The sequence below is a fragment of the Paraburkholderia sp. RL17-383-BIF-A genome (genome assembly GCF_046028015.1).
Taxonomy (GTDB): domain Bacteria; phylum Pseudomonadota; class Gammaproteobacteria; order Burkholderiales; family Burkholderiaceae; genus Paraburkholderia.
The window spans coordinates 37,442-61,864 of record NZ_JARESR010000042.1; the positions used below are offsets into that span (position 1 = coordinate 37,442).

The window sequence follows — 24,423 nt, forward strand, 5'->3', positions numbered from 1 at the left end:
ACGGGATTCGCGTAGACCATGGACTCGCTAATGACGGCAGCAGCGCGCGCGCTCGCAGCGGGCGATCCGCTCGGCGCGCTCAATCGCGTGGCGTTGCGCGACGACGCGCCCGCGCTCGCGCTGCGCGGCATCGCCATGGCGCAACTCGGCGATCTGGTTCGCGCAAAGGCGCTCGTGCGTAGCGCGGCGCGCGCGTTTGGCGCAAGGGAGCCGGTGGCCCGCGCACGATGTGTCGTCGCCGAAGCCGAGATCGCGCTCGTCTCGCGCGATCTGAACTGGCCCACGAAAACGCTGGAGGCGGCACGCGTCACGCTCGAAGCGCACGGCGACCGGCTCAACGCCGCGCATGCGCGCTATCTCGAAGTCCGCCGCCTGCTGTTGATAGCTCGCCTCGACGAGGCCGAACGCGCGCTTGCCGGTCTTGACCCCACGCCATTCCCGCCGGCCTTGAGAGCCGCGCATGAACTGGTCGTGGCCGGTGTCGCGCTGCGCCGCCTGCAGACCCGCGCGGCACGCGCCGCGCTAGAGCGCGCGAGGCGTGCCGCGGGTCTTGCGGGTATCCCCGCACTGATCGCGGAGGTCGACAACGCCGCACTCGTTCTGAACACGCCCGCGGCGCGACTCATTGCGCGTGCCGAAGAACGCCCGCTGCTGCTCGACGAGGTAGAAGCGTTACTTGCATCGAAAGCTTTGATCGTGGACGCGTGCCGTCACGTCATACGCGAGACAGGCGCGGTGATCTCGCTCGCCGGCCGTCCGGTGTTGTTCGTGCTCGCCCGCGCACTCGCCGAAGCGTGGCCGGAGGATGTGCCGAGAGACGTACTCGTCGCGCGAGCCTTCCGGGCCAAGATTGCCGACGAATCGCACCGCGCGCGTCTGCGGGTCGAACTCGGTCGGTTGCGTTCGGTGCTCCGCGCGGTGGCCGGCGTGAGCGCGACGCGGCGCGGCTTCATGCTGATGCCACGACACGCGCAAGAGGTCGTGGTGCTGGCGCGGCCTGTCGAGGATAAACACGCGCCCGTACTCGCCTTGCTTGCCGACGGCGAGTCGTGGTCGAGTTCGGCCCTCGCCCTCGCGCTCGGCGCGAGCCAGCGCACCGTGCAGCGGAGCCTCGATACGCTCGCGGTGCAAGGCAAGGTGCAATCCGTCGGCAAAGGCCGCGCGCGCCGCTGGATGACCCCGCCTATGCCTGGATTCACGACGACCTTGTTACTCCCTGCGCCGTTGCCGATTGATTAGGATGGCAACACGAAAACCACGAGGGAACAGTCATGAAACGATCAGCCGCCGAAATCATCAATGAGTACGGTCCCTTTCCGGGCGTCGAAAAAGTGCATGGCGTCACGTACGACGGCCAGCATGTCTGGTTCGCAGCGGGCGACACGTTGAACGCGTTCGACCCGGAAAGCGGCAAGACGCTCCGTTCGATCGATGTCGCCGCGCACGCAGGCACCGCCTTCGACGGCAAGCATCTATTCCAGATCGCCGAAGACCGCATCCAGAAGATCGATCCCGATACCGGCCGCGTGCTCGCCACGATCCCCGCGCCAGGCGGCGGAGGCGACTCGGGGCTCGCATGGGCCGAAGGGTCGCTGTGGGTCGGGCAGTATCGGGAGCGCAAAATCCATCAGGTCGATCCGCAGACGGGCGCGGTTTTGCGCACCATCGAATCCAACCGCTTCGTGACCGGCGTTACATGGGTGGACGGCGAACTCTGGCACGGCACGTGGGAAGGCGATGAAAGCGAATTGCGGCGCATCGATCCGCGCAGCGGCGAAGTTCAGGAGCGGCTCGAGATGCCGTCAGGAGTCAGCGTGTCGGGACTCGAATCCGACGGCGGCGACCGCTTCTTTTGCGGCGGTGGAAGTAGCGGCAAAGTGCGCGCCGTGCGACGGCCCAAATGAACCGGCGGATGCGTGCCGATTCCACTCGCGAGCCATGATCGCCCTATGGATCAGCGCGGATTCGGCTCGCGTCCCGGCAAGTCCTGCAACAGGTTCATGAACGCCCGCACCTTGGCGCTCAACAGACGCCGCGAGTTGTAAAGCGCCCAGATTTCAACCTGCGGCCCGTCCGCCACGCCCCAACAGACGAGCCGTCCTGCCGCCACATCCTGCTCGACCAGCAGCTTGGGCAAAAGCGCCGCGCCCACGCCGTCCACCACCGCGTCACGCACCATCAGCAGCGACGAGAGGCGCAGCACCGGCATCGGCGCGAGCGTCCACAAGCCGGTTTCGGTGCGGACCGTCCAGATCGCGCCCGGCGACGCCGCAGCCAGCACGATTGCGGGCACCTGCAAGGCGGCGGCATCGCCGGCCGCCTGGGCAGGCATCGACAAAGTGGGTGCGGCGACCAGGAGCCGGTCGTCGCCGTAAATGCGCCGCCCCACGAGTTGCTCGTCATGCGGTGGATTGATGCGGATCACGAGGTCATAGCCGTCCTCCACCGGATCGACGATCCGGTCTTCCGCTATGACTTCGAGTTCGACCTGCGGATAGGCCAACGCGAAACGCGCCGCGATCCGGCCTAGCACCACATGCGAGAACACGATCGGCGCGCTGATCCGCAAGCGCCCGCGCGGCACCGGCGCGCGCGACGCCACCGCTTCGCCCGCCTCCTGGATCTCCGCCATCGGCCCGCGCGTGCGCTCGTGCAGCACGAGACCTTCTTCCGTCAGCCGCAACCTGCGCGAGCCCCGCTCGATCAGCCGCACGTTGAGCGCTTCCTCGAGCTCGGCCACGCGCCGCGACAGCGTGGCCTTGGGGCGGTCGAGCGCCCGGCTGGCTGGCCCGAATCCGCCATGCAGCGCAACGGCGTTGAAATCAGCAAGCGACGTCAAATCCATGATCGTTCCAAATATGAGACGAGGTGTCTGAATTTTTGCACTATCGCCACTTAAATGGAACACCTATTGTGTGTCTACGGGCTGACTCACAGTCCATCCAACCTTAGGAGAAAGATCATGGCAATCCTCGTAACTGGCAGCACCGGCGTAGTTGGCACTCAGGTTCTCGACCATCTGTCCGGCAGCGGCGCGCAAGTCCGCGCGCTGACTCGCACGCCGGAGAAAGCGCAATTTCCGGACGGCGTCACGGCGGTTCAGGGTGACCTGTCCGACGTGGACGGATTGCGGCGCGCGATGAACGGCGTCAGCACACTGTTCCTGCTCGCGCCCAACGCCGCCGACGAACTCACGCAAGCGCTGCAAGCACTGAGCGTGGCGCGCGAGGCCGGGGTGAAAGGCGTGGTGTATCTGTCGGTGTTCAAAGGTGCCGACTATGTCGACGTGCCGCATTTCACCAGCAAGCACACAGTCGAGCGGATGATCGAACAATGCGATCTGCCGGCCACGGTATTGCGTCCCGCGTATTTCATCCAGAACGACGTGCGCCAGAAAGAGCCTTTACTGACGCACGGCGTGTACGGCATGCCGATCGGCGCCAAAGGTATTTCCATGGTCGATGTGCGCGATATCGGCGAGGCGGCGGCGCGCGAACTGCTGCGCCGCGAGCGTGCCGCGGACCGTTTGCCGCGCGAAACGTATGAGCTGGTCGGCCCTGAGGCGATCACCTCGGAAAGCGTGGCGTCGATCTGGGCCGACGTGCTCGGGCGCGCGGTGCGTTATGGCGGCGACGATCTCGACCTGCTGGAACAACGTCTGAAGGCGGTTGCGCCGGGCTGGCTCGCGTACGACATGCGCCTGATGATGAACCGCTATCAGCAGGACGGCGCGGTCGCATCGAAAGCGGAAATCGATCATCTCGCGGCGTTGCTGGGCCGCCAACCGCGATCGTATCGGGACTTCGCGGTGGAGACGGCGGCGGCCTGGGCGAAGGGGTAAGCGCTAGCGCGCGCGTCGCTTGCCTACGCTCGCCTGCAAACGAGCCGATAATCGCATGACCGACAGGAAGGAGACGCCACGGTCATGCGCAATCTCGACGAGAACACGATCACGGAAGCGGTTCTGGCACGCCACGCCCACGCGGATGATGAGCGTCTGAAGACCATCGTCACGAGCCTCGTGCGGCATCTGCATGCCTTTGCGCGCGAAGTGAACCTGACCGAGAGCGAATGGGAACAGGGCATCCGTTTCCTGACCGACGTGGGCCATATCACCGACGACAAGCGCCAGGAATTCATCCTGCTCTCGGACACGCTGGGTTTGTCGATGCTCGTCACGGCCATGGCGAACCGCAAGCCGCCGGGCTGCACGGAAGCAACGGTATTCGGGCCGTTTTTCGTCGAAGGCGCGCCCGTCTATCGAAATGGCGACGACGTGTCCAACGGCGCGCACGGTGAGCCCTGCTTCGTCGCGGGGACCATCAGGGGCGCGGACGGCGAAGCGGTGGCCAACGCTCGCATCGACGTCTGGCAGGCCGACGCAGACGGCTTCTACGACGTCCAGCACGGCGGCGACGATACGCATCGGGCGAGAGGCGTGCTCCATAGTCTCGCGGACGGGCGCTATCACTTTCGCTCCATCGTCGCCGAGCCTTATCCGATTCCTCACGACGGACCGGTCGGGCGCATGCTCGAAGCGCTGGGGCGGCATCCGTGGCGCCCGGCGCATCTGCATTTCATGATCACGGCGCCTGGCTACGAGCGCCTCGTGACCCACGTGTTTCGCGAAGGCGATCAATATCTCGATTCGGATGCGGTGTTCGGCGTGCGCTCGTCCCTGGTCGCGCAGTGGAACCGCCATGAGGCAGGCACGGCGCCGGACGGGACGTGTATGGACACGCCGTTCAGCACGCTTGAATTCGATTTCGTGTTGAACCGATCCGTTTGACGCGGGTCACTTTCGTGGTACAGCAATTTTCTTGCATGGGACATGCAGGCGCGTTCAGCTCGCGGGGCACATCGGTCGCAGAACCGCTCCGCGTCAACAGGCATTCAATTATCGAGCACGACTCTCATGGAAAAACGAGCACTCATCATTGGCGCGAGCGGCATTGTCGGCGGCAATCTCGCGGACCGGCTGCTTTCGGGCGGCTGGCACGTCGCCGGACTCTCGCGCGGCCGCACGCCGGTGTCGCCGGCCATCGAATCGATTACGGCCGATCTGCAATCGGCCGAGTCCGTTGGCGAGGCGCTCGCCGGCAAGCAGTTCAGTCATGTGTTCCTGACCGCGTGGTCGCGCCAGGCCACGGAGAAAGACAACATTCGCGTGAACGGCGCCATGGTGCGTCACGTGATGGACGCGGTGGGTCCGGCAGGCACGCTCGAACACGCCGCACTCGTGACAGGACTGAAGCATTACCTCGGCCCGTTCGAAGCCTATGCGACCGGCGCCGTGCCGATCACGCCGTTTCGCGAGGAACAAGGCCGCCAGCCCGTGGATAACTTCTACTACGAGCAGGAAGACCGTTTATTCGACGCCGCGCAACGCTACGGTTTCAGTTGGAGCGTGCATCGTCCGCATACGATCATCGGCTTTGCGCTCGGCAATGCAATGAACATGGGCGTGACGCTCGCCGTCTACGCGACGCTGTGCAAGCAGACCGGCCAGCCGTTCATCTTCCCCGGCTCGGCGGCGCAATGGAACAGCCTCACCGACATGACCGACGCGCGGCTGCTCGCGCGCCACCTCGAATGGGCCGGCACGTCCGCGAACGCGCGCAACGAAGACTTCAACGTGGTCAATGGCGACGTGTTCCGCTGGAAATGGATGTGATCGCAAATCGCCGGTTACTTCGGCATAGAAGCCGTACCGTTCGATGGCGAGGTGCGTCCACTCGAAGGCCGCATGCAGGACGCCGGCCAGGCATGGGCCGAGATCGCCACGCGCTTCGGCCTGAAAGAAGCCGACATCGGCAAACTCGCCTCGTGGTGGCACACCGACGCGGACCTCGGCCGTCCGATGGAAGTGCTCACGGATATGACCAAGAGCCGCAAGGCCGGCTTCCTCGATTATCAGAGCACGCCCGATTCCTTCTTCGCGTTGTTCGACCGGTTGAAGGCGGAGCGGATCATTCCGCAATGACACCGCAGTAACACCGCAGTAATACGCGCGGGCAGTCTAGCGCCTTCGATCGAACAGGGGCGACGCGTGGCTCGCGGCGGCGAGTTCCGAGGCCGCCGCAAGCAACGTCGGGCCGAGGCTGGCCATGCGTTTTTCGTCGAGCCTCACGAGCGGTCCCGCAATACTGATCACCCCCATCGCCGGATAGCCGCGCCGCTGCACGGGCGCGGCCATCGCCGTCATGCCGGGGGCGAAGACTTCGTTGATCGTCGCGTAACCTCTTTCACGCGCGGCGTGCACGAACTTCAGCAGTCCGTTGATCGTGGTCGGCGCGTTGGGACCATATTGCTTCGGCTGTCCGAACCCCTGCCGCGAGACGAGTTCGAGCGCGCGCTCGTCGGTCATGGTCATCATCCATGCGTGGCCGGTGGCGCTGCATGAGAGGATCGTGTCCATGCCCATGTCCGGGTCGTAGCGCAAGCCCTTCAGCGCGCCCTGCGCCTTAGCGACCCACGTCAGCCGGTCGCCGTCCACGATCGCGAGCCGCACCAGTTCGCCGGATGTTTCCGCGAGCCTGTCGAGCATGGTCTGCGCGATGTCGACAATGCCGGAGGTCGCGAGAAAGCCGAGCCCGAGGCCGACGAGCTTGGTGGTGAGCACGTAGTCGCCATGCTCGCGCAACTGCCGCACATAACCGCATTGCTTCAGATCGACGAGCAGTCGATGACATGCGCTACGCGGAATATCGAGTTCATCCGCGATCATCGCGAGTGGCGTTCCCTCCATTTGCGTGGCGAGAAATTCGAGTACCGCGAGGGTACGCTCCGTGACGCCGGGCATATCGGTCTCCATGTTCTTTCAACTGCTTCGCGCAGCAGTCTTGCACATTATGAGATGAAATTCCACCCTGGAACGGCATCCCACCTAGGGGTGCTAACCTTGCTTCCAAGGCGGCGCGACGTGCACAGCGCGACGAAAACGCCCCGAGTTCATCGATCAGACAAGAGAGCGGGAAACGGTAGGCGGCGACCATCGCTCGCGACCTGCATCCCGTGCGGCGACGGTTAAGGAGACAACATGATTCAGGAAACGCAGCAAGGCACGCATGCCTCGATGCGCACGCGAGCAGTCACGGCGGCGGCCGTCGGCACCGCGCTCGAGTGGTTCGACTTCACGCTTTATGGCGCATTGGCCGCCACGGTTTTGCCCAAACTATTTTTCCCGTCGATGGATTCGACGTCCGCCCTGCTCGCTTCGCTCGCGACCTTTGGCGTAGGGCTCGCCGCGCGGCCGCTCGGTGCGATCATCTGCGGCCATTTGGGCGATAAGCTCGGACGGCGCAACCTCATGCTGGGCACCGTCACGGTGATGGGTCTCGCCTCGATGCTGATGGGTCTGCTGCCGACCTACGCGAGCATCGGCGTATGGGCGCCGGTTCTGCTGGTGCTGCTGCGCATTCTGCAAGGCTTCGCGCTGGGTGGCGAGTCGACCGGCGCGCAATTGATGGCGATCGAACACGCCAGCCCCGAGCGGCGCGGCAAGTACTCCGGGCTGCTGGGCCTGTGCTCGCCGCTCAGCCAGATCATGGCCAACGGCGTGCTGCTGCTACTGTCGTCCACGATGTCGGCGCAGGCATTCGATTCGTATGGCTGGCGCATCCCGTTCGTGCTGAGTTTTGTTCTCGTGGTGGTCGGCGTGTATATCCGCTTGCGCGTCAGCGAGACGCCCGCCTTCGTCGCGCTGCGCAAAACGGAGGTCGTGCATGTGGGCAGCCCGTTGCGCGATGCGCTGCGGTTGCACTGGAGAACCGTTCTGCGCTGGATGCTGTTCTTCTGTGGGCCTGCGGCGATCTTCTATCTGATCGTGGTGTTCTCGCTCAGCTACATCACGAAGACACTCGCGATCCCGAAGCAAACCGGCTTTCTTCTGCTGATGGGCGCCAATGTCTGTGCGATCGTCGGCGCGCTCGCCGGCGGCATGCTCAGCGACAAAATCGGCCGCAAGAAGGCGCTCGCGATCGGTTCCACCGCGACCCTGCTGATGCTCTTCGTGTACTTCCAGATTCTGGACACCAAAAGCTTCGTGCCGATGCTCGCGGCGATGGGCTTCTTCCTCGGCTTCACGCAGTTTCAAAGCGGCATTCAGCCGGTCGCCTTCGCCGAAGCGTTTCCGACCAATGTGCGTTATTCCGGCTCCGCGCTCGCCTATACCGGCGCGAATCTGGTGGCGGGCGGACCGATGCCGGTGCTGGCCGTGTGGCTTTTCTCTGTCTGCAATGGCTCACCGTGGGGCGTCGTCGCGGTCTGTGTGGTCTTCAACGTGATTTCGCTCGTGATGATCCTGACCGCGCGTGAAACGCTCGGCATCGACATGAACCGCGCCGACTCGACGGCCGCCGTCACGGGCGCGGCGGACTTTGCGCCGGCGGCCGTGGGCAACAGCCATCGCTCGTGATACGCACGGCGCCGAGGCGTCACGGTGAATATCGAATTTTTGCAAACAGGCGACAGAACAATGACTGACCTCGTATATGTATTGAACGGCTCGAACCTCAACATGCTCGGCAAGCGCGAGCCGCACCTGTATGGGACGACCACGCTGGCGCAAATCCAGCAGCAGGTGGAGACGCTCGCGGCGCGGCTGGAACTCAAATGCGAGTTCCGCCAGACCAACAGCGAAGCCACCATGGTCGACTGGTTGCAGGAAGCGTTCGAGCGCGACGCCGCGGTGATCATCAATCCGGCGGGCTTTTCGTTCGCGTCGGTGCCGGTCTTCGACGCGGTCAAGCTGATCGAGCAACCGTTAATCGAACTGCACATCACCAACATTCACAAACGCGATGAAACCTATCGTCACTCGCTAATCTCGCGCGCGGCGACCGGCGTGATTTGCGGCCTCGGCGCAAACGGCTATCTGGTCGCGCTGCAAGCGATGGCGATGGCGCTCGGCAAGAGTCCGAGCTTCGGCTAAGGCAGCCAGCGCAGATGGGCGCGCGGAACGCAAGCGCGCCTTTCTTTTCCGCCCCGAATTTCACCAATCAGGCCGCGCCACTGTGCGCGGCTTTTTTTGCCCAAAATTCCTGCGATTAGTTTCGCCCAGGGAAAACCCGTATAATCCCCACCAAGAGGTCAGACAACTAGAGGACATGGTTCGTCAAGACCCTGACCTGCGCCATTCGCGCAGCGCCGACCTTGCAAAGCTTTCTCTCTCAAGCCCGTGAATCCGACCGCCACCGCCCTGCCGTTCCGCAACGCCCTGTTCGCCATGCTCGGCATCGGCCTCGTCAACATGCTGGTCGCACTCGACCAGACCGTCGTCAGCACCGCACTGCCTTCCATCGTCGCCGAGTTGCACGGCTTCGAGTACTACGCGTGGATCGCGAGCGCCTACCTGCTGGCCTCGGTCGTGACCGTGCCGGTGTTCGGGCGGCTCGGCGACTACTTCGGCCGCAAGCGTTTCGTGATTGCCGCGGTCATCACGTTCACGGTGGCGTCGGTGCTCTGCGGCGTCGCGAACGACATGCTGTTTCTCGTGATCGCGCGCGGCCTGCAAGGCGTGGGTGGCGGGATGATGGTCGGCACGGCATTCGCTTCGATACCCGATCTCTTTCCCGATCCTCGGGCGCGCGTGCGCTGGCAAGTGGTGATGGCCGCCGCTTACGGCATCGGCACCGCGGCGGGACCGTCGCTCGGCGGCTGGATGAGCGAACACTGGGGCTGGCGCTCCACCTTCCTGATCAACTTGCCGGTCGGCGCGGCGGCGCTCTATTTCATCTGGGCGCATCTGCCCGCCTTCCGGCGTCCGCATGAAGGCGAAGTGAAGATCGACTGGCTCGGCGCGGCGCTGGTCGCCGCCGTGCTCGGCGGTCTGCAGGCTTTCATCGAAGCCGTGCCGAAAGACGGCCTCACCGCAGGCACGCTCACGCTGGCGGCCTGCGTGATCGTCGGTGCGATTGCCTTGCTGATATGCGAAAAGCGCGCCACGCATCCGATCATTCCGCTCGACCTGTTCAAGGACCCGCAACTCGTCACGCTATTCACGCTCGGCATGCTGTCGGGCTTCGTGATGTTCTCGCTGATCTTTTTCGCGCCGCTGCTGCTGCAAGGCGGCTTCGGATTGTCGCCGCAGCAGGCCGGCCTGCTCGCCACACCGATCGCCGCCTGCATCGCGCTCGGCAGTCTGCTGAATACGCGTATCGTCATTCACATGAAGAAGCCCACGCAGATCCTGTCGATCGGCTTCGCGCTGCTGTTGTTCGCCTCGATTGCGCTCGCGTTTGCGAATCCGGACACGCCGCATGTGTGGATCGAATTGCCGATGGCCGCGGTCGGCATCGGCCTCGGCTTCATCCTCAACAATCTGAACGTGTTCGGCCAGGAGATTGCCGGGCGCGAGCGCTTCGGCATTACGACGGCGCTGCTGCAATCCACCCGCATGGTGGGCGGCATGCTCGGCACCAGCATTGTCGCAACCGTGGTGCAACATCATTACCGCGACGTAGTCACGCGCACGATGAGCGTGCTCGGCGAACCGGCCGCGTCGCAATGGCGGCCTCGCTTTGTCGACCTGCGCATTCTGATCGACGAAGCCTCGCGTCTGAAGCTGATCGCGGATATGAAACCGTCAGGGCTCAATACGCTCGCGTTGATCGACACCGCACGCGATGCGCTCGTGCAGTCGATTCATATCGGCGTGTGGCTGACGGCGGTGGCGGCGCTGGCGGCCGCGCTGCTGGTGCAGCGCATCTCGCATGTGGTGTTTCGCAAGAGTTAAAGGCGACGCCCATATTGCCGCTGGTTAGCGCACCAGACACGGGCGCTTGTTATCGAACTTCCAGTTCGGGATCAGGTATTGCATCGCCACGCCATCGTCGCGCGCGCCCAGGCCGTGCTGCTGATACAGCGCGTGCGCCTTCTCGATCTCGTCCATGTCCAGTTCGATACCGAGCCCCGCGGCCTGCGGCACCCTGACCTTGCCGCCGACGATCTGCAGCGGCTCACGCGTCAAACGCTGACCGTCCTGCCAGATCCAGTGCGTGTCGATCGCCGTGATCTTGCCGGGCGCGGCCGCCGCCACATGCGTGAACATGGCGAGCGAAATGTCGAAGTGGTTGTTCGAGTGCGAACCCCACGTGAGACCCCAGTCGTTGCACATCTGCGCGACGCGCACTGAGCCCTGCATGGTCCAGAAGTGCGGATCGGCTAGCGGAATGTCCACGGATTGCAACTGGATCGCGTGGCCCATCTGGCGCCAGTCGGTGGCGATCATATTGGTCGCCGTCGGCAAGCCGGTCGCGCGGCGGAACTCGGCCATCACCTCGCGGCCCGAATAACCGTTTTCCGCGCCGCACGGATCTTCCGCATAGGCGAGCACATCGTGCTGGTCACGGCACAGGCGCACCGCTTCCGCCAAGGACCACGCGCCGTTCGGGTCGAGCGTCACGCGGGCCTTGGGAAAGCGTTCGGCGAGCGCGGTCACGGCTTCGATTTCGGCGTCGCCGGACAACACGCCGCCCTTCAGCTTGAAGTCGTTGAAGCCGTAGCGCGCCTGCGCGGCTTCGGCCAGACGCACGACGGCCTCGGGCGTCATCGCCTCTTCGGTGCGCACGCGCTCCCAGTCGTCGCGGCCCTCCGCGCCGCTCGCGTATTCCAGGTCGGTCTTCTTGCGGTCGCCGATATAGAACAGATAGCCGAGCATTTCGACTTCGTCGCGTTGCTGGCCTTCGCCTAGCAACGCGGCAACGGGTACGCCCAGATGCTGGCCGAGCAGATCGAGCAACGCGGCTTCGAGCGCGGTCACCGCATGAATCGTGGTACGCAGATCGAACGTCTGCAAACCACGGCCGCCGGCGTCGCGGTCGGCGAATTGCGTGCGCACCTTGTTCAAGACTGCTTGCAAATTGCCGATCGACTGACCGACGACGAGCGCGCGCGCGTCGTCGATGGTCTTGCGAATACTTTCGCCGCCCGGCACTTCGCCCACGCCGGTATGCCCGGCGCTATCGCGCAGAATGACGATGTTGCGCGTGAAGAACGGGCCATGCGCGCCGCTCAGATTGAGCAACATACTGTCACGGCCGGCGACGGGCACGACGCGCAGTTCGGTGACGACGGGCGTGGCGTTCGATTGGGAAGGTTTCGTGGACATGAGGTTGGACCAGATGAGTTAATGAGCCGGGTGCCGCAAGGCGAGGCGCAGTGCGATCGCACTCGGCACGGGCACCGGACGGAAACTGGAAAGTGCGTGACGCATGATCGGCGACGCTGTTAGTCAGTGTAGTCAGTGGGCTCGATGCCGCAGCGATTCCGGCAACGGGTCGTGATTCACACGGCGATTGCGGGTCAGAAAGCCAGCCGCTGCCGCAATCAGCGAAGCCACGGCCAGACCGTACAGTCCACCCGTGATCGAACCGGTGTGCTGCTGCAGATAACCGAACGCGGCTGGCGCGAAAAATCCGCCGAGGTTGCCCACCGAGTTGATCAGCGCAATGACCGCGGCGGCCACGCGTGCATCCAGATAACCCTGCGGGATCGGCCAGAACAGCGAAGCCGCTGCCTTGAAGCCGATCGCCGAGAAACAGATCGCCACGAACGACAGCACCGGATTGCCAGAAGTCGAAGCGAACAGCCCGCACGCCGCGATGACGAGCGCCACGGCCAGCCACGCCTGCTGAAAGCGCCATTTCGCCGACAACAGGGCGAAGCAGTACATCGCGACCATGGCAATGAGCCAGGGAATCGCGTTGAGCATGCCGACTTCGAAGTCGGACAGGCCGCCCATTTTGCGAATGATGGTGGGCAGCCAGAAGGTGGCCGCGTAGATGGTCAGTTGAATCGCGAAGTACAGGAAACAGAACAGCAGAATCTGCGGGTCCTTCAACAGCTTCATGGCCGGCAGATGCGCGCCGCCGTGCGCCTCGCGCTCCGCCTGCTCCGCCGCGATCGACGTGGCGAGCACGTTCTGTTCTTCGGCGGAGAGCCACGAGGCATCGCTGATACGCGACTTCAGCAGCATCCAGCTCACCGCGCACAGCACGATCGAAAAGCCGCCTTCGACGAGAAACATCCATTGCCAGCCGTGCAGGCCGAAGCCACGAATGGACAGCAGGCTGCCGGTGATCGGACCGGACAACACAGACGCGAGCGCCGAGCCGCCGAGAAAAACCGCCACCGCCTTGCCGCGTTCCTTCTGCGGCAGCCATTGCGTGAAGTAAAAGACCACGCCGGGAAAGAAGCCGGCCTCGGCGATGCCCAGCAGAAACCGCAGCACGTAGAACGAAGTGTCGTTCCAGACGAACGCCATCGCTGCCGCGACGAGTCCCCACGTACCCATGATGCGGGTGAGCCACGCGCGCGCACCGTACTTCTGCATTAACACGTTCGAGGGCACCTCGAACAGCGCGTAGCCGATAAAGAACAAACCGCTCCCGAGACCGTAGGCCGCGGCGCCAATGCCGAGGTCCGTCTGCATGTGGGAATTGACGAAGCCGATGTTCACGCGGTCGATGTAGTTCGCGATGAACATGATCAGAAACAGCGGCAGCACGTGCCGCTTGACCTTGGAGACCGCTGATCCGAGCGGGTCGGCGGCGGTGGTGAGGGCAGATGTCAAGATTGTCTCCAGTTTCGGCTGTCATGCAGGCAAATCAATGCAACGCAGCGCATTTAGGCACGCCGATTTTTCGCACCCAACTCTGTGATACGTCGTCTGATGACAGTCTACCGTTGTTTCGTGCGCTATTCCAATGCCGTGTTTACCCTGCAAACTGCGGCCCATCTGCGTATCATTGCACACGGCGCGCGCCGGCAACCATTTCGACAATCGAAATAGGATGTCTGATGACTTTAAAATAGCGGACATATACTTCCGATCAAACCAACCCTGAAACCTCTTTTCCGCCAACCATCCCGAGCGCGCGATTGAAATCGTTCCCGGCCGGACAACCGCTATGATGGCTATACCGAGGCGACACACGACACCATTCGCGCGCGCGATGTGTGCATTTCCAGCCGAACAACCGACCAGCCCCAGAAATGAGCAGCCTAACTGAGAAGGTGGTGGCCACCCTTTCCGATGAAATTCGCCGCGGCGCCCTGAGGCCGGGCGATCGCATTCCCACCGAAGTCGCGATGATGAAGCAGCTCTCGGTCAGCCGCTCCGTGGTGCGTGAGGCGATTTCGCGCCTGCAAGCGGCCCAGGTGGTCGAGACGCGTCACGGCATCGGCACCTTCGTGCTGGCGCCGCCGTCGGAACAAGCCATGAAGCTGCCGACCGCCGACCTCTCCAGCATGCTGGACGTCATGGCGATCATCGAATTCCGCATCGATGTCGAGGCTGCCTCCGCCGCGCTCGCCGCGGCGCGGCGCACCGACCAGAACCTCAAGCAGATCCGCGGCGCACTGGACCGCTTCGAGTCCGAACTCGAGCGCGGCAGCAGCGATACGGTCGCGCACGACATCGAGTTTCATTTGCAGATCGCCCGCGCGAGCGGCAACCGCTATTTCTTCGACGTGCTGAGCCAACTCGGCCGCGCGGTGAGCCCGCGTACGCGGCTCGGCACGGCGGAGATCGCGGAACTCGACCATATCGAGCATCTGCGCAACGTGTTGAACGAGCATCAGATGATCTATCGCGCAATCGAACGGCAAGACCCGGACGACGCGCGCGCCGCCATGCGCATGCATTTGAGCAATAGCCGCGAACGGCTGCGTCGCGCTCACGAACTGAGCAAAGCGGGTGAATGAGTCGCTCGTTTATCTGCGGGAAGTGCTGTTTTCCAGCGTTTTGTAGCGGGCCCGACAAGGAGCTTCCGATGACGCAGCCGACTCATGCGGCGCCCCCTGCAGACCGTCCCGCCGCGCCCACGCCGCGCGTTCCCGCGCAGACCGTCAACGGCGAGAGCGGCGCCTCGCCGGGTGCGATGGACCGGTTCGGCTCGCTCAACGTGTTCGTGCGCGCCGCCGAAACCCGCAGCTTTACGGAAGCGGGCCGGCAGTTGGGCATTTCGTCGTCGGCGGTGGGCAAGGCGATCTCGCGGCTCGAAGGACGGCTCGGCGTGCGGCTCTTTCACCGCAGCACGCGCAGCATTGCGCTGACGCCCGAGGGCGCGACGTTTCTGACGCGCTGCCAGCGCATCATCGGCGAAATCGAGGCGGCCGAGAACGAACTGGCGCTCGCCAATGCCGCGCCACGCGGACTGCTGCGCGTCAGCATGCCGATGGTGAGCACGCTGATGATGCCGGTGATCGCCGCTTTCATGAAGACCTACCCCGACATCGTGCTCGATATCGACTTCTCCGACCGCATGGTGGATGTGATCGAGGAAGGTTTCGATGTCGTGACCCGCACCGGCGATGCGATCGACTCCACGCTCGTCACGCGCACCATGGGCACATACCGGCATGTGATCGTCGGATCGCCGGGCTATTTCGCGCAACGCGGCATGCCCGCCGAGCCCGAGCAGCTGCGCGATCACGCGTGCCTGCAACATCGTTTTCCCACCACCAACAAGCTGCGGCGCTGGCCGCTGATGCGCGACGGCGAGCTGCTGAACATCGATCTTCCGACCACCGCCATCGCCACTGCCGTCGAGCCTTTGACCATGCTTGCCGAACAGGACCTGGGCCTCGCCTGCGTGCCCGACTTCACGATACGCGCGCAGCTCGCGCGAGGCGCGCTGGTTGCCGTGCTGCAGACCTACACGGAGACGCCGACCGTGTTTCGCGCGTTGTGGCCGTCGGGGCGTCAGATCTCGCCTAAAGCGCGGGTCTTCGTCGATTATCTGAGCGAGCATCTGTTTCCGGTATCCGCGGCGGCGGCACGGGCTGCCGGCCGCGATTGAGTGTGACGCCTGTCGGCGTCGGGACTTTTCAGCGCGTCTCGCCCTGCGCGAAAAAGCCGGCGTATTCAGCAATGCACTGAACACGCCGGCTTCTACGACATTGCGCTTCCTGGTTTTAGCGAGCCTTATGCGCTGACCGCCTCGTCCTCATAAAACGGATAGTCCGTATAGCCCACTTCCGTGCCACCGAAGAACGTCGGCCGGTCGTATGCATTGAGCGGCAGATTGCGGCGCAACCGTTCCGGCAGGTCCGGATTGGCGATAAAGTCGCGGCCGAATGCGACGAGGTCGGCGTCGCCATCCACGAGGATCGCCTCCGCCGAATCGCGCTTGAATCCGCCCGCGGCGATGATCGTCCCTGCGTAGTGCTTTCGAATCGTCTGCGCGGCGACCGGATCCGGATCGCGGCTTTCATCTTCTACATTACCGGCAATGCGCGGCTCGATCAGATGCAGATACGCAAGATCGAGTTTGGCCAGTTCGGCGGCGACGTAGCTAAAGAGGCCGACCGGATCGCGATCCGACATATCGCCCCACGAACCGCTCGGTCCGAGACGCACGGCGACCTTGTCGCTGCCCCACACGGAAATCACCGCGCGGGTCGCTTCCATCAACAGGCGCGCGCGATTTTCGAACGAGCCGCCGTAGGCGTCCGTGCGCCTGTTGCTGCCGTCCTGCAGGAACTGGTCGAACAGATAGCCATTTGCCGCGTGCAATTCGACGCCGTCAAAGCCCGCCTTCACGCCACGTTCCGCCGCCGTGCGGAAACTCTCCACAATCCCGGCGATCTCGTCGATCTCCAATGCGCGGTTCGGCGTGTTCGGAATCCAGCCGGCGTTCGTGTAAGCGACACCGCCGTGCAGCACTTCCGACGGGCCTACCGGCCGGCGTCCTTCCGGCTGCAGCTCAGCGTTCGACTGACGGCCAGCGTGATAGAGCTGCAGGAAGATCTTGCCGCCCTTCGCGTGGACCGCGTCGGTGACTTCGCGCCAGCCGGCGATCTGGCTGTCGTCGTAAAGTCCGGGCGCGCCGAGGTAGCCGTTGCCTTCGACCGCGGCAATGGTCGCCTCGCCGATCAGCAATGCGCCAGCTGTCGTGCGCTGCGCGTAATAGTCGGCCATCAGGCGGCCGGGGCGCGCGCCGTCTTCCGCGCGCATGCGGGTGAGCGGCGCGAGCACGATGCGGTGGGCGAGTTCATAAGGTCCGACTTTAACTGAGGTGAAGAGCTTGCTCATGATGGTTTCTCTCTCGATGCGATCCGGTGAATGATTGCCGCCGGGCGTTGCTTGCGCTGTCTGGCGTTGATTGACAATCTATAGGCGCGGGTCGTCGAGAAAAACGGGGCAAGGCTCCGAAGAGTTGGGAGCCTGCAGTCCGCAATGCGCCCAAAGCCCTGCGTCTGCTGGACGGCGCAGCCTTCACCGATTGTTGCTATGGCACAGCAACTGTGTTTCAGGAGCGCGCCGGCATCCGATGCCCAAAGTGCGGCATGGTATCGAGGAGATGATCGAAGCGTGGCAGCGCGTGCCGCCTCGGCAAGACGCGCACGCCTGAAGGCGGCCGCAAACGTATCAGCGCGCTACGAAGCAGGCGCCTCGACATCGAGATCCATCAACGCCGAACTCAGCGACTTGCCGTGCGCGTCGAGTGCGAGCGAGCGCGTCACGCCGCCGCCGAGCGCATGGCCGAGCACGAAGTTGAACGCGCCGATGCCGGGCAGTTCATGACGCACCACGTCGCCTTGCACGACATCGCGCAGATGCGCTTTGACCCGTTCCGGCGTCAGCGCCGCGCGCAGATGTTCGTAGTTCTTCGCGTCGTAGCAGATCACCGAGATGTTCAGCGTATTGCCTTTGTCGCCAGTACGCGAATGAGCCAGCTCACGTAATTTCATCTCACGCCTCCACCATCGAAAACGCCGGCTTCACATGCTCGCGCGGCAGCAAAACCGATTGCACCGCGACGACTTCGCGGGCCGATTTGGTGACGCCGCCTCCTCCTGCGGGACCATTGGTGTACAGCGTCTCCACCTCGTTGCCGATCCGCACGGCTTGCGCAAGCGAGGCCGCGCGCCCCGCCACTCTCGCTCGCACCTCGTACGGTTCGGCATAACCGGCTGCCGCCGTCTCGCCATGCAACGAGTTCACGCCGATCAGATCGAAGCGCAATTCACGCGTCTCCACGCCGGTCAACACGAGCCGCTCCTGCACGATATCGAGTGCGAGCCGCGCGCGCGCCAACGCACCGGGACCGCCGTACGAAATCTGCCCTTCGCCGATATAACCATCGAAATAAGCTACGGACACCTTCAACGTATCCGTACGCGCCGTGCCTCGCCCGCCGCTCACGCGAACGCGATCCGGCGCTTCCTGCGCGACGCGCACCTGTGAGAAATCCGCGACCACGTCCGGTTGCAGATAGCGCTGCGGGTCGTGAATCTCGTACAGCAACTGTTCCTTGCAGGTCGCTTCCGTGACTCGCCCGCCGGCTTGCGCGAGCTTGGTGATGACCACCGCGCCGTCCCGGGCGACTTCGGCAATCGGGAAGCCTAGCCTCGCCAGTTCAGGCACATCCTTGAAGCCCGGATCCGCGAAATAGCCGCCGGTGATCTGCCCCGCGCATTCGAGAAGATGGCCGATCACAGTCGCCTGGCCAAGCGTCTGCCAGTCGTCCATGCGCCAGCCGAATTCGTGAATCAGCGGTGCGACGAACAGCGACGGATCGGCCACGCGTCCGGTCAGCACGATCTGTGCACCGGCCGCGAGCGCATCGACGATCGCGCTCGCGCCGAGATAGGCGTTCGCGGACACCAGCCGGTCCTGATAGTCCGACACACGTTCTCCGGATTCGACGAAACAGAAATCGCCGTGGCGCACGACGTCGAGCACATCGTCGCCGGTGACCGCCGCGATCTTCACCTCGCCGAGACCGAGCTCGCGCGCGATCTCAACGGTTTTGCGCGCCGCCGCGAGGGGATTCGCCGCCCCCATGTTCGAAATGATGCGCACGCCGTTGCGCAGCGCGGCCGGCAGCACGGCCCGCATGCGCGTTTCGAGCAACGGGTCGTAGCCGAGTTCCGGGTCTTTGCTGCGCGCCTGCTGCGCGATAGCAATCGTGCGTTCAGCGAGGCACTCGAACACGAGGTAATCGAGCGCGCCGTGCTCCGCCAGTTCGACGGCGGGTTCGATCCGGTCGCCCGAATAACCCGCGCCCGCGCCGACGCGCACGCTGCGTTGAGATTGAGTGGCTGTCATGCTGGTCACATCCGTTCGTTCAGTGAAGCTCACAGTGAGAATATCCCCAGCGCGACGCAGGCAATCGTCATGACGACCGACGCGCCGAACAGCAAGGGGAACGTGAATTTCTGATGGTCGGCGAGATCGATGCCGCACAGGCCGACCACGAGGAAGGTGGCGGGTGTCAGCGGGCTCACCGGAAAGCCCGTGGTCATCTGGCCGAGCAACGCGGCCTGGCCGACGTGCACCGCGGGCACGCCGAGCTGGCCGGCTACTTCTGCGATCACCGGCAGCACGCCGAAATAGAACGAGTCGGGATCGAACAACATGCTGAGCGGCATCGAGAGCAAGCCGAGCGCCACGGGAATATGACTGGCCATCGCCGGCGGCACGAAACCGACCGCCGCCTGCGCCATCGCCTTCAGCATGCCGCTGCCTTGCATCACGCCGGTGAACACGCCGGCCGCGAGCAGAATGCCGGCCATCATCAACGCGGCTCGCGCATGGGCGTCGATCCGTTTGCGCTGCATGTCGACGTTCGGATAGTTCACCATCAGCGCGATGCACAGGCCGACCATGAACATGATCGCCGGCGGGATCTTCTCGCCCATCACGACCATGGTGCCGAGCACCACCAGCGTCAGCACGATGTTGAACCAGAAGTTCTTTGGCCGGCGCAGCGCCTGTTCGTCGGGCGTGAGTTCGCGTTTCGGCATGGGCACTGAACCGTCCGCGGCCGTGAGGCCGAGGCGTTTTTCCTCGCGCCGACCGAGCCAGAACGCCATGCCGAACACGAACACGAGGCCGATCGCCTGCACAGGAATCAGCGGATTGAAGAGCGCCGAGATCGGCAGATGCAGCGACGCGGACGCGCGAATCATCGGGCCCGTCCACGGCAGGAAGTTGATGCCGGCCGCCATCGAAACCGCCGCGGCCAGCACGCGCCGATCCATCTTCAGGCGATCGTAGAGCGGCAGCATGGCGGGAATCGTGACCAGAAAGCAGACGGCGCCGGAGCCGTCCAGATGGATCAGCAGCGCGAGCAGCGTGGTGCCCATTACGATCCGCGTGGGCCGCGTGCCGACCGCGCGCAGAATGCGGTCGATGATCGGATCGAGCGTGCCGGCGTCGGTGATCGTGCCGAAGTAAAGAATCGCGAATACGAACATGCCGACGACCGGCGCGAGATTCTTCAGCCCCTCGATCACGAACTTGCTGGTCTGAAAGCCGAAGCCGCCAATGAGCGACGCCGCAATCGGCACGATGATGAGCGCGACCAGCGGCGACATGCGTTTGGACAGAATCGCGCCGAGCAATACGACGATGGTGGCGAGCCCCAGTAATGGCAGCATGTGCTTGTCTCCGAGATTGTTTTTTACTGCGATCCAGCGTAAGTTCGAAGCGCTTATAAATCAATTGAAATGATTTGATCGCAGCAATTACAAACCATCATGGATCTGAATCTTCGGGACATTCGCGCGTTTATCGCCGTGGCGCAAACGGGCAGCTTCACGCGAGCGGCGACGCGGCTGCATCTGTCGCAACCGGCGCTGACGGTGCAAATTCGCCGGCTTGAAGAAACGGTCGGCATGCGCCTCTTCGACCGCAACAGCCGAAACGTCGCGCTGACCCCGACCGGCCGCGAATTGCTGCCGCTCCTGCAGAAATCGCTGCATGACATGGAACACGTGCTGATCGACGCACGCTCGCTCGGCGAAGGCGCGAGCGGCACGGTGCGGATCGCGTGCCTGCCAACGTTCGCGGCCAGCGTGCTGCCTGAACTCGTACAGGACCTCAAGAAGGCCGTGCCGCGCGTGAGCTTTCATGTGCGCGACGTGGTCGCCAGCATGGTCAATACGCTCGTGCGCAATGAAGAGGCGGATATCGGGCTGACGGGCGGCCAGCTGGACGATGCCGCGTTCGAGGTGCTGCATGCGGGCATCGACCGGCTGGTTGCGGTGTTTCCGAAGCGCCATGCGCTGGCCCGGCGGCGGCGCATCACACTCGCCGATCTCGCCGCCGTGCCGCTCGTGTTGACCGCACAGGGCACAAGCGTGCGGGCCGTTGTCGACAGCGCTTTCGCGAACGCCCGCTGCACGCCGGAGATCGCGTGCGAGCCCACCTACATGATGACCGCTGTCGCGATGGCGCGCGCCGGGCTCGGCGTGACGATCCTGCCGGCGTCGGCCCGCGAAGTCAGAGCGGAGCCCGAGCTGATCGTGCGCGCGGTCGACGATCCCGCGTTCACCCGGCCTATCGCGCTCATCAAGAAGCGCGGCCGCACTTTGCCGCCGGTGACGGAGACCTTCGTTTCAATGCTGATCGAGAAACTCGGCGAGGATTGAACCGCGCGCAATATGCGCGTTACCTTTCATTTTCAAACAGCGCCCGATTATCGCCATTAATCGTCTGATTTAATTCCACGTGCTCGCGCTAGTATCGGCTTCGCGCGAGTTCGAGGGATAAGAAAACCGCTCGCGCGTGTTTCCAAAAACTCAAAAACTTCGAAAACGAAAAAATGATAATGAGCCAATTTCGAATGCTCGCGGTGGCCGCGGCGTCGTTCGCTCTGATTTCACCGGCGTATGCGGCATTGGGCGGCGCACCGACCTATCCGGTCACGGCGAGCAGCACGAGCGCGGGGGCGGCGAGCCAGAATAGCGCGGCGGTGGCGCGCTTCGCCGCCAGTGGCAGCGCGGCAGCGGCGAGCTACACCGTGAGCCAGACAACGCTTTCATCGGGGACGGTGGTGAGCGAATACATCGGCCCCGGCAACAGCGTCTTCGCGTTGAGCTGGCAAGGCCCGACCATGCCGCCGCTCAAAACGCTGCTCGCCACTTACTTCCCTTCCTATGTCCAGGCACTCACCGACGCCCACGCCACGCAAGGCGGCGGCTATGGACCCGCCGTCGTGCATCAGTCGGGGCTGGTCGTGGAGACCGGCGGCCATATGGGCGCCTTCGTGGGCCGCGCCTATTTACCGCAAGCGCTGCCGCAAGGGGTCAGCGCTGACGATATCAAATGACTCATTAAAATCATTAGAGAGAATAACAGTGCGCAAAATCGCAAGAATTATTGCCGCGGCGCTTGGGCTCGCGCTTGGGCTCGCGCTGGGGCTCGGATTGGCATTCGGTCTTGCCGGCTGCGGTGGCGGTGGTGGCGGCGGCAACAGCACCACGACGGCCAACGCGCCCACCGCAGCGAGCGCGCCCGCGGCATCGGGCGGCTCGGCGAATACGCCTCTTACCAGTGACTCGACACCCAATGTGCTCGCCGTCGACGCGTCGGCCGTGCCCACACTCGTGGGCGCGGGCAACACGATGCGGGTAACGGTAAGCGGAACGGGCATTCATAACCAGCCGATGGTCAGCGTCAAGATCTGCGCGCCCGGCTCCAACGCGGCAACAAGTTGCGCGACGATTCCCAACGTGATCGTCGACACGGCGTCGTTTGGGCTGCGTCTGATTCGCTCGGCGATTCCTGACGCCACTTTCAGCGCGCTCACTGCCGAAACGGCTCATACGAGCGGCCTGCCGCTCGCCGAATGCGCGTTGTTCGGCAGCGGCTATGCATGGGGTTCGGTGCATCTCGCGGACGTGGGTTTATCGAGCGAGCTTGCGCCGTCGGTGCCGATCCACGTGATCGGCGATCCGGCGCTGACCGTGGCCGCGCCGAGCGAATGCCAGGTGGGAAGGCAGTTGGCGAGCGTTGCCGATATTGGCGCAAACGGCATTCTCGGCATTGGAGTGAGTCCGACGGATTGCGGCTCGGCGTGTGAATTGACGGCGCGTCCGCAGTTCTATTACACCAACGCCGGCAACGTCACCTCGGTGCCGGTCAGCGGCCAGATCACCAACCCGGTGTCGCTCTTCGCGCAAGACAACAACGGCGTGATTCTGGAGATGGCGCAAGTGTCGGATAGCGGCAGCGCGACGGCTCAAGGCACGCTCGTGTTCGGCATCGACACTCAGGCGAATAACGTGCTGAACGGCACAGGTGCGCCGATCTTCCGGACGAATCTGAACGGCGACTTCACGTCCAGCTATAACGGCACTGTATTCACGCAGACCTTCTTCGATTCGGGCTCGACCGTGTTGTTCTTTCCGGACACCACGATTGCGCGCGACACGTCGTCCGGGTACTACATTCCGGCCGCGACGGTGGGCCGCACCTCGACCCTCGTGGGGACCAATCCGGCGAGCGTGACGCTCGGCTTCAATATCGCAAACGGCGCGACGCTGAATGCATCGGGGAATAACGCGTTCAACAACCTCGGTATCTACATGACCCGGCAGTTCGACTTTGGCCTGCCGTTCTTCTATGGCCGCCATGTCTACTACGGCATCTCGGGCCGCGCCTCGAGCGGCGGCGGGACGGGGCCGTATGTCGCGTACGTTTCGAGTTGAGTGTCGGTGACTACGAGCGGTGGGTATCGTGAAGGCCGTCGATATCCACTGTTCGTGTGACATGCGAACTTCGCTCGGTAGAGGAGCAATCAAAACAGTGCCACGTGCACGCCTTATTACGATGTCTTCGGGGACCTGATGAACAAGATTTCAATGATTTGCCTGAGTGCTGCTCTGGTCGGCATGCTGAGTGGCTGCGCCGGGACGAACTTCGTCCGTCCTGATGACTCGGCTTTGCAAAACGGCAAAACGACCGTTGCCGAGGCGCGAGCAAAATACGGTAGCCCGTTTCGCCAGAGCACCGTCACCAAGAACGAAGAAGACGTGACGCTGCTTTCCTATGCGTATGCATCGACTGGCGGCACGCCGCTGGAAACCGGCGTGATACCGGCGCGTTCGCTGGAACTGGGATTCTGGAAGGACGTGATGGTGTCGAACGTATTCGTCTCCACGTTCAAGGACGACGCCAGTTCCTTCGACGCGTCGAAACGCTCGGCCATCGTCAAAGGCAAGACCACCCGCGACGAGGTTATCGCGTTGCTGGGCAGACCCGCCGGCTATGCGGTGTATCCGATCATCAAGGACAAGAAGGGCCAAGCCCTCGTTTATGCGTACCACACGACGAGCGGCTCGGCGTTCAACCTCAAGTTCTCCAAGCGCGATCTGATCGTGACGATCGATCCGAATGGCGTGGTGTCGGATGTGAATTACGAGTCGTCCGGGATGCAGTGATAGATGTGTTGACGCCAGTGCGGCGATAGAACGGAACCCGGCCTTTGCGCCGGGTTTTGCTTTTTAGTGCACCGACGTTGCGCAAACCCACTGGACACAAAAACTCGTAGATGCGTTGATCGCTGTCCGGAACGCTGGCAACCTAGCGAATCCTCCAGGCAACCTTGTTGCGTGGTACCGCAACGGGTGCATGGGACCGCAGCAGGTGCACGGGACCAGAGTAAGGCGCTAAAGCGCCAACTCTGG

At 63.7% G+C, this 24,423-nt stretch carries 21 protein-coding genes and 1 pseudogene; 14 read left to right on the top strand and 8 right to left on the bottom strand.

Annotated features, from left to right (window positions below; translation table 11 throughout):
- Positions 1-18: 18 nt before the first annotated feature.
- Positions 19-1,239, top strand: a complete 1,221-nt coding sequence (locus tag P0D71_RS32105) for a helix-turn-helix domain-containing protein (protein ID WP_408483536.1) — start codon at positions 19-21, stop codon at positions 1,237-1,239.
- 32 nt (positions 1,240-1,271) lie between these two features.
- Positions 1,272-1,904, top strand: a complete 633-nt coding sequence (locus P0D71_RS32110) for a Vgb family protein (RefSeq protein WP_408483537.1) — start codon at positions 1,272-1,274, stop codon at positions 1,902-1,904.
- Positions 1,905-1,954: 50 nt separating this feature from the next.
- On the opposite strand, the gene P0D71_RS32115 is transcribed toward P0D71_RS32110, so the two are convergent.
- Complete coding sequence (locus P0D71_RS32115) at positions 1,955-2,845, bottom strand: LysR family transcriptional regulator (RefSeq protein WP_408483538.1); 891 nt, start codon at positions 2,843-2,845, stop codon at positions 1,955-1,957.
- A gap of 117 nt (positions 2,846-2,962) precedes the next feature.
- Between P0D71_RS32115 and P0D71_RS32120 the strand changes: the two genes are divergently transcribed.
- From P0D71_RS32120 to P0D71_RS32130, 3 genes and pseudogenes are all read left to right on the top strand, one after another.
- The gene (locus P0D71_RS32120) at positions 2,963-3,841 is read left to right on the top strand and encodes an SDR family oxidoreductase (RefSeq protein WP_408483539.1); all 879 of its coding nucleotides are present in this window, start codon (positions 2,963-2,965) and stop codon (positions 3,839-3,841) included.
- Positions 3,842-3,925: 84 nt separating this feature from the next.
- The gene (locus P0D71_RS32125) at positions 3,926-4,789 is read left to right on the top strand and encodes an intradiol ring-cleavage dioxygenase (RefSeq protein ID WP_408294089.1); all 864 of its coding nucleotides are present in this window, start codon (positions 3,926-3,928) and stop codon (positions 4,787-4,789) included.
- Between the two features lie 126 nt (positions 4,790-4,915).
- Positions 4,916-5,983, top strand: a pseudogene (locus tag P0D71_RS32130) (SDR family oxidoreductase).
- A 36-nt stretch (positions 5,984-6,019) separates the two neighbouring features.
- Here the strand turns inward: P0D71_RS32130 and P0D71_RS32135 are convergent.
- Positions 6,020-6,802 (bottom strand): IclR family transcriptional regulator, encoded by a 783-nt coding sequence (locus tag P0D71_RS32135; RefSeq protein WP_091806405.1) that lies wholly within the window; start codon positions 6,800-6,802, stop codon positions 6,020-6,022.
- 237 nt (positions 6,803-7,039) lie between these two features.
- On the opposite strand from P0D71_RS32135, the gene P0D71_RS32140 reads away from it, so the two are divergent.
- From P0D71_RS32140 to P0D71_RS32150, 3 genes are all read left to right on the top strand, one after another.
- Positions 7,040-8,416 (top strand): MFS transporter, encoded by a 1,377-nt coding sequence (locus P0D71_RS32140; RefSeq protein WP_408483540.1) that lies wholly within the window; start codon positions 7,040-7,042, stop codon positions 8,414-8,416.
- Between the two features lie 60 nt (positions 8,417-8,476).
- A complete protein-coding gene (locus P0D71_RS32145) occupies positions 8,477-8,932 on the top strand; it encodes a type II 3-dehydroquinate dehydratase (protein ID WP_091806399.1) in 456 nt (151 codons plus the stop codon).
- Positions 8,933-9,226: 294 nt separating this feature from the next.
- Entirely contained in the window at positions 9,227-10,735 is a 1,509-nt protein-coding gene (locus tag P0D71_RS32150) for an MFS transporter (RefSeq protein ID WP_408184448.1), read from the top strand.
- 24 nt (positions 10,736-10,759) lie between these two features.
- Here the strand turns inward: P0D71_RS32150 and gudD are convergent, their stop codons facing one another.
- Complete coding sequence (gudD, locus tag P0D71_RS32155) at positions 10,760-12,109, bottom strand: glucarate dehydratase (protein WP_408483541.1); 1,350 nt, start codon at positions 12,107-12,109, stop codon at positions 10,760-10,762.
- 132 nt (positions 12,110-12,241) lie between these two features.
- The gene (locus P0D71_RS32160) at positions 12,242-13,573 is read right to left on the bottom strand and encodes an MFS transporter (RefSeq protein ID WP_091806392.1); all 1,332 of its coding nucleotides are present in this window, start codon (positions 13,571-13,573) and stop codon (positions 12,242-12,244) included.
- Positions 13,574-13,995: 422 nt separating this feature from the next.
- On the opposite strand from P0D71_RS32160, the gene P0D71_RS32165 reads away from it, so the two are divergent.
- Positions 13,996-14,706: a FadR/GntR family transcriptional regulator gene (locus P0D71_RS32165; RefSeq protein ID WP_408184374.1), complete on the top strand. Its 711-nt coding sequence runs from the start codon at positions 13,996-13,998 to the stop codon at positions 14,704-14,706.
- Between the two features lie 176 nt (positions 14,707-14,882).
- Positions 14,883-15,803 (top strand): LysR family transcriptional regulator, encoded by a 921-nt coding sequence (locus P0D71_RS32170; RefSeq protein ID WP_408483547.1) that lies wholly within the window; start codon positions 14,883-14,885, stop codon positions 15,801-15,803.
- A 125-nt stretch (positions 15,804-15,928) separates the two neighbouring features.
- On the opposite strand, the gene P0D71_RS32175 is transcribed toward P0D71_RS32170, so the two are convergent.
- From P0D71_RS32175 to P0D71_RS32190, 4 genes are all read right to left on the bottom strand, one after another.
- Positions 15,929-17,038, bottom strand: a complete 1,110-nt coding sequence (locus tag P0D71_RS32175) for an alkene reductase (protein ID WP_408483542.1) — start codon at positions 17,036-17,038, stop codon at positions 15,929-15,931.
- Between the two features lie 344 nt (positions 17,039-17,382).
- The gene (locus P0D71_RS32180; protein WP_408341986.1) at positions 17,383-17,697 is read right to left on the bottom strand and encodes an AtuA-related protein; all 315 of its coding nucleotides are present in this window, start codon (positions 17,695-17,697) and stop codon (positions 17,383-17,385) included.
- 1 nt (position 17,698) lies between these two features.
- Entirely contained in the window at positions 17,699-19,057 is a 1,359-nt protein-coding gene (locus P0D71_RS32185; RefSeq protein WP_408483543.1) for an acyclic terpene utilization AtuA family protein, read from the bottom strand.
- A 29-nt stretch (positions 19,058-19,086) separates the two neighbouring features.
- The gene (locus P0D71_RS32190; protein WP_408483544.1) at positions 19,087-20,391 is read right to left on the bottom strand and encodes a CitMHS family transporter; all 1,305 of its coding nucleotides are present in this window, start codon (positions 20,389-20,391) and stop codon (positions 19,087-19,089) included.
- Positions 20,392-20,490: 99 nt separating this feature from the next.
- On the opposite strand from P0D71_RS32190, the gene P0D71_RS32195 reads away from it, so the two are divergent.
- The 4 genes from P0D71_RS32195 to P0D71_RS32210 all read left to right on the top strand — a co-directional run bounded on the left by P0D71_RS32195 (position 20,491) and on the right by P0D71_RS32210 (position 24,177).
- Positions 20,491-21,384, top strand: a complete 894-nt coding sequence (locus tag P0D71_RS32195) for a LysR family transcriptional regulator (protein WP_408341980.1) — start codon at positions 20,491-20,493, stop codon at positions 21,382-21,384.
- 173 nt (positions 21,385-21,557) lie between these two features.
- On the top strand, positions 21,558-22,064 hold the full coding sequence (locus P0D71_RS32200) for a DUF2844 domain-containing protein (RefSeq protein WP_408294117.1): 507 nt from the start codon (positions 21,558-21,560) through the stop codon (positions 22,062-22,064).
- A 28-nt stretch (positions 22,065-22,092) separates the two neighbouring features.
- On the top strand, positions 22,093-23,445 hold the full coding sequence (locus tag P0D71_RS32205) for a DUF3443 domain-containing protein (protein ID WP_408483545.1): 1,353 nt from the start codon (positions 22,093-22,095) through the stop codon (positions 23,443-23,445).
- Between the two features lie 138 nt (positions 23,446-23,583).
- On the top strand, positions 23,584-24,177 hold the full coding sequence (locus tag P0D71_RS32210; protein WP_408483546.1) for a hypothetical protein: 594 nt from the start codon (positions 23,584-23,586) through the stop codon (positions 24,175-24,177).
- Positions 24,178-24,423 lie beyond the last annotated feature (246 nt).

What these genes read in the sequence shown, in the direction of transcription:
- P0D71_RS32185 (WP_408483543.1), bottom strand. Translation starts at nt 19,057, where the DNA reads ATGACAGCCACTCAATCTCAACGCAGCGTGCGCGTCGGCGCGGGCGCG.
- P0D71_RS32200 (WP_408294117.1), top strand. Translation starts at nt 21,558, where the DNA reads ATGATAATGAGCCAATTTCGAATGCTCGCGGTGGCCGCGGCGTCGTTC.
- P0D71_RS32190 (WP_408483544.1), bottom strand. Translation starts at nt 20,391, where the DNA reads ATGCTGCCATTACTGGGGCTCGCCACCATCGTCGTATTGCTCGGCGCG.
- P0D71_RS32165 (WP_408184374.1), top strand. Translation starts at nt 13,996, where the DNA reads ATGAGCAGCCTAACTGAGAAGGTGGTGGCCACCCTTTCCGATGAAATT.
- P0D71_RS32210 (WP_408483546.1), top strand. Translation starts at nt 23,584, where the DNA reads ATGAACAAGATTTCAATGATTTGCCTGAGTGCTGCTCTGGTCGGCATG.
- P0D71_RS32140 (WP_408483540.1), top strand. Translation starts at nt 7,040, where the DNA reads ATGATTCAGGAAACGCAGCAAGGCACGCATGCCTCGATGCGCACGCGA.
- P0D71_RS32170 (WP_408483547.1), top strand. Translation starts at nt 14,883, where the DNA reads ATGGACCGGTTCGGCTCGCTCAACGTGTTCGTGCGCGCCGCCGAAACC.
- P0D71_RS32125 (WP_408294089.1), top strand. Translation starts at nt 3,926, where the DNA reads ATGCGCAATCTCGACGAGAACACGATCACGGAAGCGGTTCTGGCACGC.
- gudD (WP_408483541.1), bottom strand. Translation starts at nt 12,109, where the DNA reads ATGTCCACGAAACCTTCCCAATCGAACGCCACGCCCGTCGTCACCGAA.
- P0D71_RS32105 (WP_408483536.1), top strand. Translation starts at nt 19, where the DNA reads ATGGACTCGCTAATGACGGCAGCAGCGCGCGCGCTCGCAGCGGGCGAT.
- P0D71_RS32135 (WP_091806405.1), bottom strand. Translation starts at nt 6,802, where the DNA reads ATGCCCGGCGTCACGGAGCGTACCCTCGCGGTACTCGAATTTCTCGCC.
- P0D71_RS32115 (WP_408483538.1), bottom strand. Translation starts at nt 2,845, where the DNA reads ATGGATTTGACGTCGCTTGCTGATTTCAACGCCGTTGCGCTGCATGGC.
- P0D71_RS32150 (WP_408184448.1), top strand. Translation starts at nt 9,227, where the DNA reads ATGCTCGGCATCGGCCTCGTCAACATGCTGGTCGCACTCGACCAGACC.
- P0D71_RS32120 (WP_408483539.1), top strand. Translation starts at nt 2,963, where the DNA reads ATGGCAATCCTCGTAACTGGCAGCACCGGCGTAGTTGGCACTCAGGTT.
- P0D71_RS32175 (WP_408483542.1), bottom strand. Translation starts at nt 17,038, where the DNA reads ATGAGCAAGCTCTTCACCTCAGTTAAAGTCGGACCTTATGAACTCGCC.
- P0D71_RS32180 (WP_408341986.1), bottom strand. Translation starts at nt 17,697, where the DNA reads ATGAAATTACGTGAGCTGGCTCATTCGCGTACTGGCGACAAAGGCAAT.
- P0D71_RS32110 (WP_408483537.1), top strand. Translation starts at nt 1,272, where the DNA reads ATGAAACGATCAGCCGCCGAAATCATCAATGAGTACGGTCCCTTTCCG.
- P0D71_RS32195 (WP_408341980.1), top strand. Translation starts at nt 20,491, where the DNA reads ATGGATCTGAATCTTCGGGACATTCGCGCGTTTATCGCCGTGGCGCAA.
- P0D71_RS32145 (WP_091806399.1), top strand. Translation starts at nt 8,477, where the DNA reads ATGACTGACCTCGTATATGTATTGAACGGCTCGAACCTCAACATGCTC.